General features: G+C 50.3%; 10 protein-coding genes, 4 tRNA genes and 2 other RNA genes. 12 read left to right on the forward strand and 4 right to left on the reverse strand.

The window, feature by feature from the left end; all coding sequences use genetic code 11:
* Nucleotides 1-27 precede the first annotated feature (27 nt).
* From rffC to M977_RS11780, 12 genes are all read left to right on the forward strand, one after another.
* On the forward strand, nt 28-702 hold the full coding sequence (gene rffC / locus M977_RS11725) for a dTDP-4-amino-4,6-dideoxy-D-galactose acyltransferase (RefSeq protein WP_064515262.1): 675 nt from the start codon (nt 28-30) through the stop codon (nt 700-702).
* Between the two features lie 4 nt (nt 703-706).
* Entirely contained in the window at nt 707-1,837 is a 1,131-nt protein-coding gene (gene rffA / locus M977_RS11730) for a dTDP-4-amino-4,6-dideoxygalactose transaminase (protein ID WP_064515169.1), read from the forward strand.
* Between the two features lies 1 nt (nt 1,838).
* Nucleotides 1,839-3,089, forward strand: a complete 1,251-nt coding sequence (gene wzxE, locus M977_RS11735) for a lipid III flippase WzxE (RefSeq protein ID WP_064515171.1) — start codon at nt 1,839-1,841, stop codon at nt 3,087-3,089.
* The gene (locus tag M977_RS11740; protein WP_064515173.1) at nt 3,086-4,165 is read left to right on the forward strand and encodes a TDP-N-acetylfucosamine:lipid II N-acetylfucosaminyltransferase; all 1,080 of its coding nucleotides are present in this window, start codon (nt 3,086-3,088) and stop codon (nt 4,163-4,165) included. Before wzxE ends, M977_RS11740 begins: the two co-directional genes overlap by 4 nt.
* Nucleotides 4,162-5,538 (forward strand): ECA oligosaccharide polymerase, encoded by a 1,377-nt coding sequence (gene wzyE, locus M977_RS11745; protein WP_064515175.1) that lies wholly within the window; start codon nt 4,162-4,164, stop codon nt 5,536-5,538. The genes M977_RS11740 and wzyE overlap by 4 nt, the downstream gene beginning before the upstream one ends.
* Nucleotides 5,535-6,275 (forward strand): lipopolysaccharide N-acetylmannosaminouronosyltransferase, encoded by a 741-nt coding sequence (gene wecG, locus M977_RS11750; RefSeq protein WP_064515176.1) that lies wholly within the window; start codon nt 5,535-5,537, stop codon nt 6,273-6,275. Before wzyE ends, wecG begins: the two co-directional genes overlap by 4 nt.
* A 157-nt stretch (nt 6,276-6,432) precedes the next feature.
* Nucleotides 6,433-6,509 (forward strand) — tRNA-Arg (locus tag M977_RS11755).
* A gap of 72 nt (nt 6,510-6,581) precedes the next feature.
* Nucleotides 6,582-6,657 (forward strand) — tRNA-His (locus M977_RS11760).
* A gap of 17 nt (nt 6,658-6,674) precedes the next feature.
* Nucleotides 6,675-6,761, forward strand: a tRNA-Leu gene (locus tag M977_RS11765).
* A 39-nt stretch (nt 6,762-6,800) separates the two neighbouring features.
* Nucleotides 6,801-6,877: transfer RNA gene (locus tag M977_RS11770), tRNA-Pro, on the forward strand.
* Nucleotides 6,878-6,912: 35 nt separating this feature from the next.
* A non-coding RNA gene (locus tag M977_RS11775) (RtT sRNA) lies at nt 6,913-7,026 on the forward strand.
* Between the two features lie 35 nt (nt 7,027-7,061).
* A non-coding RNA gene (locus M977_RS11780) (RtT sRNA) lies at nt 7,062-7,175 on the forward strand.
* Nucleotides 7,176-7,804: 629 nt separating this feature from the next.
* On the opposite strand, the gene hemY is transcribed toward M977_RS11780, so the two are convergent.
* From hemY to hemC, 4 genes are all read right to left on the reverse strand, one after another.
* Complete coding sequence (gene hemY / locus M977_RS11785) at nt 7,805-9,001, reverse strand: protoheme IX biogenesis protein HemY (protein WP_064515178.1); 1,197 nt, start codon at nt 8,999-9,001, stop codon at nt 7,805-7,807.
* Between the two features lie 2 nt (nt 9,002-9,003).
* A complete protein-coding gene (gene hemX / locus M977_RS11790) occupies nt 9,004-10,185 on the reverse strand; it encodes a uroporphyrinogen-III C-methyltransferase (RefSeq protein ID WP_064515180.1) in 1,182 nt (393 codons plus the stop codon).
* 73 nt (nt 10,186-10,258) lie between these two features.
* Nucleotides 10,259-10,999: a uroporphyrinogen-III synthase gene (hemD, locus tag M977_RS11795; RefSeq protein WP_064515182.1), complete on the reverse strand. Its 741-nt coding sequence runs from the start codon at nt 10,997-10,999 to the stop codon at nt 10,259-10,261.
* Nucleotides 10,996-11,937: a hydroxymethylbilane synthase gene (hemC, locus tag M977_RS11800; RefSeq protein WP_064515185.1), complete on the reverse strand. Its 942-nt coding sequence runs from the start codon at nt 11,935-11,937 to the stop codon at nt 10,996-10,998. The genes hemD and hemC overlap by 4 nt, the downstream gene beginning before the upstream one ends.
* Nucleotides 11,938-12,195 lie beyond the last annotated feature (258 nt).

Genomic DNA, 12,195 nt, shown 5'->3' on the forward strand with positions numbered 1-12,195 from the left:
TTGGTGAAGCCAATGAAGACTTGCTCTATTCCTGTTCACGCAAGAATTGAATCTCTTAACTGGGAGAATCAGTTCTTTGCGGTGAACAGCGCTATCGTTCGTTTTGACGATGCAGCCTCCTTGCTTACCCCGCAAAGCCTTGATGCGTATTCCCGCGTGCAGGCGAAAATCCCTGCTCAGCGGACCGATTGGCTTGATGGTTTGCAGCAGCTTGGTTTTCAGCTGGTTGAAGGGGAAGTTGATCTTGCTCTACAGCCTGGCATACAAAATGCAGCACTTTCTGTCGAGTTAGCCACAAGCGCTGACATTCCTGTATTGCGGGATTTAGCCGCTAGAATTTTCACACAAAGTCGGTTTCGTGCACCTTGGTATCAACCTGCTGACAGCGGCCGTTTTTACGCCCAATGGGTTGAGAATGCGGTGCTAGGTAGTTTTGATCACGAGTGTCTGTTGTTAAAAGACGCAGGGGCGATACAAGGCTTTGTGAGCATGCGCCAACTTAATGAACGTGAAGCGCGTATTGGCTTACTGGCGGGACGAGGCGTTGGTGCTCAGCTCATGGACGCCGCGCGTTTTTGGTGTCAACTGCGGGGGCTACAAACACTCCGCGTGGCAACACAAACCAGCAATACCGCAGCTTTACGACGTTATATTCAAAGCGGTGCCACTATAGAAAGCACCGCCTTCTGGTTATACAGGTGAAAAAATGATTCCATTTAATGCTCCGCCAGTTGTAGGCACGGAAATCGAATACATGCAGGCTGCAATGGGCAGCGGCAAACTCTGTGGTGACGGCGGCTTCACGCGTCGTTGCCAGCAATGGATGGAGCATCGCTTCGGCAGCAAAAAAGTACTGCTCACCCCTTCCTGTACTGCATCGCTGGAAATGGCCGCGTTACTGTTGAATATTGAACCCGGCGATGAAGTGATTATGCCGAGTTATACCTTTGTTTCTACTGCCAATGCTTTTGTGTTGCGTGGTGCAAAAATCGTCTTTGTCGATGTGCGCCCGGACACCATGAATATTGATGAAAAGCTGATTGAAGCGGCAATTACTGAGAAGACTCGCGTGATTGTGCCCGTTCATTACGCCGGTGTAGCCTGCGAAATGGACACCATCATGGCGATTGCGGACAAACATAATCTGTTTGTGGTAGAAGATGCCGCACAGGGCGTGATGTCGACCTACAAAGGCCGCGCACTGGGTTCAATTGGTCATATCGGTTGCTTCAGCTTTCATGAAACCAAAAACTACACGGCAGGTGGTGAAGGTGGCGCGACACTGATTAACGACCCATCGTTGATTGAGCGTGCAGAAATCATTCGTGAGAAGGGCACTAACCGTAGCCAGTTCTTCCGTGGCCAGGTGGACAAATATACCTGGCGTGATATTGGTTCAAGTTACTTGATGGCCGATCTCCAGGCTGCTTATCTTTGGGCGCAACTGGAAGCGGCAGAAAAGATTAACCAGCAGCGTCTGAAGCTGTGGCATACCTATCATGATGCCCTGGCTCCGTTGGCAAAAGCCGGGCGTATCGAACTGCCGTCTGTTCCAAAAGACTGCGTGCAGAATGCGCATATGTTTTATATCAAACTACGTGATATCGAAGATCGCAGCGCTCTGATTGCGTATTTGAAAGAGGCGGAAATTCTGGCTGTGTTCCACTACATCCCACTGCATGGCTGCCCAGCCGGTGAGAAGTTTGGTTACTTCCATGGCGAAGATCGTTTCACTACTCAAGAAAGTGAGCGCCTGCTGCGCTTGCCGCTGTTCTATAACTTATCTCCTGCGAACCAACGTACTGTCATTAATACGTTGTTAAGCTTCTTCTCCTGATATGTCGCTTGCTAAAGCCTCAGTGTGGACCGCCGGGTCCACGCTGGTAAAAATTGCTGCCGGTTTGCTGGTGGTGAAGTTGCTTGCGGTGGCATATGGGCCGAGCGGAGTCGGGCAGGCGGGAAACTTCCGTCAGATGGTTACCGTATTAGGCGTGCTTGCCGGGGCGGGAATCTTCAACGGCGTGACCAAATACGTCGCGCAGTATCACGATCAGCCCGAGCAGTTACGCAAAGTCATCGGTACTTCATCGGCCATGGTATTGGGCTTCTCAACGCTATTGGCGATCATCTTTGTTGTCGCCGCGAAGCCAATCAGTCTGGGTCTGTTCGGGCATGAAAATTACCAAGGGTTAGTACGCCTGGTGGCGTTAGTGCAGATGGGCATCGCCTGGGCGAACTTGTCTTTAGCCATTATGAAAGGGTTTCGTGATGCTGCCGGTAATGCGCTGGCACTGATTGGCGGCAGTATCATTGGTGTCATTGCCTATTACCTCTGCTATCGCCTCGGCGGCTATCAAGGCGCGTTGTTGGGCCTGGCGTTAGTGCCTGCACTGGTGCTCATTCCTGCGGGGATTATGCTAGTTCGCCGCGAACATGTGCCGCTTAGTTATCTGAAACCGCATTGGGATAAAGTGTATGCCAGCAGCCTTGGCAAATTCACCATCATGGCGCTAATCACGTCGGTGACACTGCCGGTGGCTTACGTGATGATGCGAAATTTGCTGGCGGCCCACTACAGCTGGGATGATGTCGGTATTTGGCAAGGGGTGAGCAGCATTTCCGATGCTTATCTGCAATTCATCACCGCCTCGTTTAGCGTTTATCTTTTGCCAACGCTTTCGCGCTTAACCAGCAAACATGACATCAGCCGTGAGATTGTTCGCTCCCTGAAGTTCGTTTTGCCCGCGGTTGCTCTGGCAAGTTTCACCGTCTGGCTGTTGCGCGACTTCGCCATCTGGCTGCTTTTCTCGCATAAATTTATTGCGATGCGCGATCTCTTCGCCTGGCAGTTGGTAGGTGATGTACTGAAAGTCGGCTCATATGTGTTTGGTTATCTGGTGATAGCGAAAGCATCGCTACGCTTCTATGTTTTGACTGAAATCAGCCAGTTTGCGTTGTTGACTGGTTTTTCACATTGGCTTATACCTGCGCACGGTGCTTTAGGGGCTGCTCAGGCTTATATGGCAACGTATATTATTTATTTCACGCTCTGTTGCAGCGTTTTCCTCATTTATCGTAGACGAGCATGACAACACTGATTCACATTTTGGGATCGGATATCCCGCATCATAACCAAACGGTGCTGCGCTTCTTCAATGATGCTCTGGCTGCCTCAAATCCGCATGCGCGCCAGTTTATGGTGGTTTCGAAGGACGACTCAATATTGTCCTCTTTTCCGACGCTTGCCGTGACACTCTATCCAACGAAAAAAGCATTGGCGCAGGCCGTTGTAGCAGCAGCTCGTGCCAATCGCCAACAACGCTTTTTCTTCCACGGCCAGTTTAATAGCTCACTGTGGATTGCGTTGCTAACTGGCGGCTTGAAACCGGCTCAGATGAACTGGCACATTTGGGGCGCTGACCTTTACGAGGCCTCAAAAAGCTTCAAGTTTCGGGCGTTTTATTTGTTGCGGCGCATTGCGCAGGGGCAAGTGGGGAGAGTATTCGCTACACGAGGTGACCTGAATTATTTCCATGAGCGCCACCCAAAGGTTCCAGGTGAGTTAATTTACTTTCCGACGCGTATGGACCCCTCTCTAAATACCCTTGCCAACACTGAAGAAAAAGTTGGAAAAATGACGTTTCTGGTAGGTAACTCCGGCGATCATAGCAACCAACATACTGCAGCATTAAAAGCGATTCATGCACAATTTGGTGACTCGGTACGCGTGGTAGTACCGATGGGCTATCCAACTAACAACGACGCTTATATCAATGAAGTTGAGCAGGCTGGACGTGCGCTATTTAGTGAAGAAAACCTCCATATCCTGAAGGAAAGTATGGCCTTTAATGATTATCTGGCTCTTTTGCGCCAGTGTTCGCTGGGCTATTTCATTTTTGACCGCCAGCAAGGTATTGGCACACTTTGCTTGCTGATTCAGGCGGGTATTCCTTGCGTGCTGAGCCGTAAAAATCCGTTCTGGCAGGATATGACTGAACAGCATATTCCCGTGCTTTTTGCCGGCGATACGCTAAACGAGCAGATCGTTCGCGAAGCGCAGCGTCAACTACGCTTACTAGATAAGCAACAGATTGCTTTCTTTAACCCTAATTATATCGACGGCTGGAAGCGGGCGCTGGACGTAGCATCAGGAGAAGCCGCATGAGTTTGCTAGAGTTTGGCGGTTTATTTGCGGTCTGGTTTTTATCAGTGATGTTCATTGGTATTTTAACGTACCAGGAATTCCGCCGGGTGCGTTTCAATTTTAATGTGTTCTTCTCATTACTATTTCTGCTGACATTTTTCTTTGGTTTTCCCTTCACCTGTACGCTGGTGTTTCGTTTCGGGGTCTCGGTTGTACAGGCAGATGTGCTACTGCAAGCGCAACTCGCTGCCGTCTGCTTCTACGGTATTTACTATGTCGCCTACAAAACACGGCTGCGGGAGAAACGAACTACAGAGGTTCGGCGTCAGTTGTTTACTATGAACCGTGTTGAAACTCATCTGGCGTGGGTAATGCTGATGGTGGTGGCGCTGGTAAGTGTTGGCATCTTCTTTATGCATAACGGTTTCTTACTGTTTAAGTTGCACTCATATAGTCAGATCTTCTCCAGCGAAGTATCGGGTGTGGCGTTAAAACGTTTCTTCTACTTTTTCATCCCTGCGATGCTGGTGGTCTATTTTCTTAAGCAAGATGGTCGAGCCTGGATGTTTTTCCTGGTGAGCACTGTGGCGTTTGGTCTGCTGACTTATATGATTGTTGGTGGGACTCGAGCCAATATTATCATCGCGTTCGCCATCTTTTTGTTCATCGGTATTATTCGCGGCTGGATCTCGCTGTGGATGCTGGCGGCTGCGGGTGTATTTGGCATCGTAGGTATGTTCTGGCTGGCATTGAAGCGTTATGGGCTTAACGTCAACGGAGAGGAGGCGTTTTACACCTTCTTGTACCTGACTCGCGATACCTTTTCACCGTGGGAAAATTTGGGATTACTGCTGCAGAATTACGACAAAATTGAGTTCCAGGGGCTGGCGCCCATTGTGCGTGATTTCTATGTCTTTATTCCGACCTGGTTATGGCCTGGCCGTCCGGGGATTGTCCTGAACAGTGCGAACTACTTTACTTGGGAAGTTCTTAACAACCACTCTGGCCTGGCAATTTCACCAACGTTAATTGGTTCACTGGTGGTTATGGGTGGCGTGTGGTTTATCCCATTAGGTGCAGTTGTAGTCGGGCTGATTATTAAATGGTTCGACTGGTTGTATGACCTGGGTAATCGTGAAACCAACAAGTACAAAGCCGCCATTTTGCATAGTTTCTGCTTTGGGGCGATTTTTAACATGATTGTATTGGCGCGTGAGGGATTGGACTCTTTTGTCTCCCGCGTGGTGTTTTTCATGGTTATCTTTGGTGTCTGTTTGCTGTTTGCGAAGCTGCTTTACTGGCTATTTGATAGTGCAGGGCTGATACATCAACGCCTACGCCGTTCACCGCAAGTTGTTTCTGGCTCTCAAAATGTATCGCAGGGAATATCATGACAGAACTCACGACAGCTCCTTCTTATACGATTCGTGGCTTGAGCCTACTGGGTTGGCGCGATATGCAGCATGCATTGGATTATCTCTACGCAGGGGGCTCGCTGCGTAGCGGTACGCTGGTAGCGATTAATGCGGAGAAAATCCTCTCCGCAGAACGTGACCAGCAAGTGCGAGTGTTAATCGATAACGCAGAATACAAATACGCTGACGGTATTAGCGTGGTGCGCTCGATTCGCAAAAAATTTCCCGGTGCCGTTGTCTCTCGCGTTCCGGGAGCCGACCTCTGGGAAGCATTAATGCAGCGTGCAGGCGGAGAAGGTTCTCCTGTTTTCCTGATCGGTGGAAAACCTGAAATATTGGCGCAAACCGAAGCCAAACTGCGTAAACAGTGGAACGTTAATATTGTTGGTAGCCAGGATGGATACTTCAAGGCCGAGCAGCAGCAGGCTTTGTTTGAGCGTATTCGGGAAAGCGGTGCCGCTATTGTCACTGTAGCGATGGGATCGCCGCGGCAGGAGCTCTTTATGCGCGATTGCCGCAAGGTTTACCCTGATGCTCTGTATATGGGCGTGGGTGGGACGTACGATGTCTTTACCGGGCACGTGAAACGCGCTCCAAAAGTCTGGCAAAACTTGGGCCTTGAGTGGTTGTATCGCTTATTGTCGCAACCAAGCCGCATCACACGACAAATAAAGTTGCTGCGTTATCTGGCCTGGCACTACACCGGCCGCCTATAAAACGCCGTCGGGTATTGCGTTAAAGTGAGTTTTACGGCCAAATTTGGCTGGATAATCATCAGAATGTGCAAAGCATAACCAAATGCGCATTTTATTTAAATAAGCACTAGACAGGTGAGCATGAAGGCCGTAATATCCGACCCCGCAACGGCGCTATGCGCCCGTAGCTCAGCTGGATAGAGCGCTGCCCTCCGGAGGCAGAGGTCTCAGGTTCGAATCCTGTCGGGCGCACCATTGATTGAATGGGGCCAGAGCTGCGGCGGTACTCTTCGCAAGAAGATAGTCCGCGCGAAAAGATTTACAGTGGTGGCTATAGCTCAGTTGGTAGAGCCCTGGATTGTGATTCCAGTTGTCGTGGGTTCGAGTCCCATTAGCCACCCCATTTAATTTAGTGATATTGCGAAGGTGGCGGAATTGGTAGACGCGCTAGCTTCAGGTGTTAGTGTTCTTACGGACGTGAGGGTTCAAGTCCCTCTCTTCGCACCATCTCTAAGTTGAAAGCAGTAAGAAGTGAATGCAGTATTTCGGCGAGTAGCGCAGCTTGGTAGCGCAACTGGTTTGGGACCAGTGGGTCGGAGGTTCGAATCCTCTCTCGCCGACCAAATTTAGAAAAGACCAACCCTCGGGTTGGTCTTTTTGCATCTGTAGTTTGAAGAGGATGAGAATCTCCGCAGGAGGTTTGAGCCGAGCGAAGCGAGACAACGTTGCTTTAGCAACGACCCGTAGGGGAATAATCCTCTCTCGCCGACCAAATTTAGAAAAAGCCAACCTTCGGGTTGGCTTTTTTGCATCTGTAGTTTGAAGAGGATGAGAATCTCCGAAGGAGGTTTGAGCCGAGCGAAGCGAGACAACGTTGCTTTAGCAGCGGCCCGTAGGGGAATAATCCTCTCTCGCCGACCAATTTCAAGAAAGCCTAACCGGCAAGGTTGGGCTTTTTTACGTCTGCAGTTTATGGGTTTGTAGGAAAGGATGGTGCTGTGCCTGGCTCACCAGGAAAATGCGCATCATACAACCGCGTATCCCAATCCCCAGTCTCTAAATCACGACATCATGATATTTATTGTCGCCGTTTGGTGACTCTTAACTTATTGATATAAATGAATAACGATAATTCCCGGTTTAAGTGTCTCCAAAAGGAGACGCTCTTGTCGATTTTTGAAAGGGCTGGAATAGCCAATGTGGTGCACATGTCTTCTGAGATAACATCATGAATATAAAATGATTTCAGGTTAAGGGTAATTACGAATTCAAACCTGGCATGCATCGTGCAATAATATACATGTAGATGCTCATTCCACTTCTTATGTTTGCTTAGGCTTCATAAACCCAGGAATGACGCAGAGCCGATTACGGTGCTTATCGTCCACCGACAGATGTCGTCTTTCAGACCTCATCCAACACCATGGACATAACGTTGAGTGAAGCACCACTTAGTTGTCTTAAAGACCTGTTTTGACACCTGCCAATTGGCAGGTGTTTTTTTTGCGTGAAGGAAATGGGTAAGGGCGACAGTTATCGCCCATGGGGTGTTATGAATTGGGGTTGTTTTGCAGGGTTAATAGCAGGCCATCACGGCGCATCAAGGCCGCCTCTTCTGGGTTATGCAGACGATCCAGGCAATCAGCCAACCATGCATAATCAAAGGCATCAGGACGCTGTTTGAGTGCTTCACGGAAAGCATCGCTCGCTTGTTGCCATTCGCCGTGTTTCATCAGTAACTGACCGAGTGTGCTATTAAGCAATGGACGATCGCCTTGTGTCTTGATCTGCTGGCGCAGGGCTTTTTCGAGCTGTTCCGGGTTGCCTGATTTCAGACGTGGCATCAATAATATCAAACGCTCGTCGTACTGACGTTTCAGGCCATCAAGAATGATTTCCTGTGCCGCATCATGATCGTCACACTCAATAAGATGCTCCGCCATCGCGACCTGTAGCACGGTTTCATGACGCGTCTTACGGCTTTGATTTTTCCACCAGGCTTTCAGCCCATCGTTACCTTGTTCCGCCATCGCTTGATCCATCAGGCCAATCCAGGCCTGCTGTTGAAGCGCAAGGCGGTGGGCTTCATCGCCAATCTGGACTTTGTCCATGGCGGGCAAAATGTCGAGCAGTGATCCCCATGCTCCGGTGCGGACATATGCCATTTCCGCAAGACGCAGCACTTCAGGGTGGCGCGGAGAAATCTCCAGCAGCTTATCTACACCATGACGTGCCGCGTGGTTTTCATTGCGAGTCAATTGCAGACGCACACGGGTAATCTCAACCGGCAGTTGGTCGTTATCTGCCAGTTCGGCTGCGCGTTCCAGATGCTGATTGGCACGAATTTCATCGCCACGCTGTTGTGCGGCTTCTGCTGCCAGTAAATAGTTCACGACTGGCTGTTCGGCATGATCGGCATTTTTCAGCATCAGCTTCTCAACTTGCTGATAGTCACCCTCTGCTAATTTCAGCAGCGCCGCTTTAGTTTGCTTGCGCGCTCGACTGCTTTTACGCCCAACAAACCAACCACGGGTACGAGCCCCGGTACGGAAAACACGGCGCAGGATCCATTCGATGGCAAACAACACGACCATGGTCAGGATCAAAATGATCACCAGACCAGTGACGCTGGTTTCCACGTTGTAATTATCGGTCTGGATCAACACATAGCCCTGATGCCCGGCAAGCATTGGCCCAAGCACGATCCCGGCGATCAACAACAGAAAGAGCAATAAGACTTTAATCATGCTTATTCTCCTTGAGTTGGCGCAGGCGCTTGTTCAGGCGCGGCAGGTTGTTCAGCGGGAGCAGTTGCGCTCGCGGCAGGTTGGGCAAGCAAATTACGCACCCGAGTCTGCATCAGCTTTTCCAGTAGAGGCTGGCTTTCCAGCGTCTGCGGCACATCCATGTTGATACTTTGCTGGCTGAGAGAGTCCAGTTCATCAAGGAAGGATTTTGTCACGCTGTCGTTGGTGTCGTAATAAGCACGAACCCATGTGGAAACATTCTCCAGCGACTGCTTATACGTCTCATCCTGGTGGCGAGGAACCGCTTGTGCCGCAACCAGCAAGCGTGAACGGATGTTCTCACGTAGATAAACATCCTGGTTTGGCGCTAACAGAGGAACTGCGGTTTCATCGCGGCGGCGAATAGTAATGAAACTATCCATAAAGTTGTGCCAGCTTTTAGTGAGATTTTCACGCCATTCCGCCACCGTGCTGGAAAGCTCGCTACCGTCGGAATCCATCGGCGTATCGTCACTATTGTTATCCGCAAGACGTAGATTATCGACCTGATTAGAAAGCTGATTGAGCTTGAGAATAATCCCGTCGTAGTCGACCTGAGTAATTGCTGATAATGCAGAAATATCGTCCGTTAGCGCACGGCGAACGGTTAGCAAGCTTGGATCGTTCATATCTGCGAGGCTGGCATCGGCACTTTTCAACAGTGCAGCCGCTGTGGTGACATCCTGATCGCTCCACAATTTCCGCCCGGCCAGTTTCACCAGGAAGTCGGATTGTGCTAACAACCAGGTTTTTGCATCGCTACCGGAAATAGTGGCCACTTTCTGCTGCACTTCATCAAGCTCACGCGCCAGATTTGCCTGCTGGCGATCCGACTCCTGGAGTGCAGTTGCCTGCTGCTTGATGGTAGTTTCCAGAGAAGCTTGCTGCTGTTCTTGTTGCTTTTGTAAAGCGGTGAGCTGCGTTGCCAGGGCATCAGTGTTGGCATTTTGCGCCGCTGCCTGATGCTTACCATAACTGTAAAGACCGCCACCTAACGCAAGTGCAATAGCAATGGCGATAGCACCCAGCGCAATTCCTGCAATCCCACTACGATTTTTTTGCGGTGGTTGTTCTGGAAGTGGCGTGCTTTCCACCGCCGGTTTGGTTTCTTCAACCATGGCGGAGGTATTATGTTGTTCCGTCATTGTGGCGTCCCATATTTATACCCTTCATTCTTCAAGCTGCATTGGTGCAACTCGAATTATTTTGGGGGTTGATTTATTGTAACGCGCGAAGCAGCGCGTCATTGTCTGCGTTATCGGCAACCCGAATATCTTGCCAGCCCAAATCCCGGGCAAGGTCTGCCAAACGCTCACTGACAACTAACAGCCGGCAGTGTAGTAACCAGTTTTTTCGATACCATTCCGGAATGAGCGCATAAAGTTGTTGTAGCATTTCACCGCTTGTCACGACCAGCGTTGAAACCCCACGGTCGCGCCAGCGGAAGGCTTCTTCTGTTCCGTCATAAATTCTGGCACTTCTTTGGTAGCATTCGCAGAATGTCACTTCTGCACCGCGTTCCGTCAATTTTTCACCTAAAAGTTCGCGCCCGCCGTTCCCGCGCAAAATGAGTGCCCGTTTTCCGGCAACATTCTGTAATTCAGGTAATTGTAGCAAGACTTCTGTTGTTTCCCTGTCTTGCGGATAACGAATCGGCAAATGGCTAACTGTGTGAAACGCTAAGGCAGTCGTACGCCCAATGGCAAACCAGGCAAGTTGTGAAGGCCAGGAGATACCGTTTTGGCGTAATTGCGGGTGGGCGTAATTTATGACGTGCTGCGATAATACGAACACCAGGTCGCCTTCGCTCAGGCTCGCCAGCATGCCAGGCAGTTTGTCCAGTTGCCGGCCGGGGGAAAACTCAATCAGTGGGAAGCTATACGCCACCTGCCCCAGTGCGCGCAGTCTGCTCACTAACTCGTCCCCAGCGGGGGAAGGGCGGGTGACAAGTATCGTCATGCCGGAGCATCTCCGTCATAAACGGCGGCCAGAATTTCGCGCGCCCCTTTATCGAGAAGTTCTTCCGCAAGGGAAACGCCCATTTCTTCGGCATCTTGCGGTTTGCCACGGCGTTCACCACGAACCAGAATCGAGCCGTCAGGTGCGCCCACTAATGCGCGCAGCCATAACTCACCTTCTTTCAATTCAGCATAACTGCCAATTGGCACCTGGCATCCGCCCTCAAGGCGCATGTTCATGGCGCGTTCAGCACGGACGCGAATTGCAGTTTCTTCATGGTTCAGTGAAGCAAGCAGCGCTTGAGTGTGCTCGTCATCAAGACGGCATTCGATTCCCACCGCACCCTGACCTACAGCGGGCAATGACACTTCTGCGGGTAATGCGTAGCGAATACGTGATTGCAAACCAAGACGGTTTAGCCCGGCGACCGCAAGAATAATCGCGTCGTAATCACCATTGTCGAGTTTACCCAACCGGGTGCCAACGTTACCGCGCAATGAGCGAATGACCAGGTCCGGGCGGCGCTCAGCAATCTGACACTGACGGCGGAGGCTCGAAGTGCCTACTACGCTGCCTGCGGGCAAATCATCAAGACCGGCGAAATGATTGGAAACAAAAGCGTCACGCGGATCATCACGTTCGCAAATTGTCACCAACCCTAAGCCTTCAGGAAATTCTACTGGCACATCTTTCATGGAATGCACGGCGATATCTGCGCGACCTTCAAGAAGTGCAAGTTCTAACTCTTTGACAAACAATCCCTTGCCACCAACTTTCGCCAGTGGTGTATCAAGAATGATGTCGCCACGCGTTACCATAGGCACCAGTTCAACCGTGAGCTGGGGATGGCACGCTTCCAGGCGTTGTTTGACATAATGTGCTTGCCAGAGTGCTAATGGACTTTGGCGAGTGGCAATTCTTAATACATTGTCTAACATTGCTAGTTACCGTAATTATCGTCCCTGACCATCCTACCACTCTTCAAGGAAGGCTGTCAGTTTCAACGGGTTTGCGGAAAAGAGGGACATATTTCGTATTATGGAAGATAAAGCCGGTAGGCGGAGCGGAAGTTGGCGCGTAGCGCATCTTTCTTTACGGTCAACCAGCAAGGTGTTAAATTGATCACGTTTCCAGCAATTCTTTGCCTTGTCGTTTATAATAGAGGCAACAACCGGGAAACGGGTTTTTTCGTAATA

The organism is Buttiauxella gaviniae ATCC 51604, from assembly GCF_001654835.1.
GTDB classification, from domain to species: Bacteria; Pseudomonadota; Gammaproteobacteria; order Enterobacterales; family Enterobacteriaceae; genus Buttiauxella; species Buttiauxella gaviniae.

Bases quoted from the DNA above. Each gene is read 5' to 3' on its own strand.
- rffA (WP_064515169.1), top strand. From the start codon at position 707: ATGATTCCATTTAATGCTCCGCCAGTTGTAGGCACGGAAATCGAATAC.
- wzxE (WP_064515171.1), top strand. From the start codon at position 1,839: ATGTCGCTTGCTAAAGCCTCAGTGTGGACCGCCGGGTCCACGCTGGTA.
- M977_RS11740 (WP_064515173.1), top strand. From the start codon at position 3,086: ATGACAACACTGATTCACATTTTGGGATCGGATATCCCGCATCATAAC.
- wzyE (WP_064515175.1), top strand. From the start codon at position 4,162: ATGAGTTTGCTAGAGTTTGGCGGTTTATTTGCGGTCTGGTTTTTATCA.
- wecG (WP_064515176.1), top strand. From the start codon at position 5,535: ATGACAGAACTCACGACAGCTCCTTCTTATACGATTCGTGGCTTGAGC.
- hemY (WP_064515178.1), bottom strand. From the start codon at position 9,001: ATGATTAAAGTCTTATTGCTCTTTCTGTTGTTGATCGCCGGGATCGTG.
- hemX (WP_064515180.1), bottom strand. From the start codon at position 10,185: ATGACGGAACAACATAATACCTCCGCCATGGTTGAAGAAACCAAACCG.
- hemD (WP_064515182.1), bottom strand. From the start codon at position 10,999: ATGACGATACTTGTCACCCGCCCTTCCCCCGCTGGGGACGAGTTAGTG.
- hemC (WP_064515185.1), bottom strand. From the start codon at position 11,937: ATGTTAGACAATGTATTAAGAATTGCCACTCGCCAAAGTCCATTAGCA.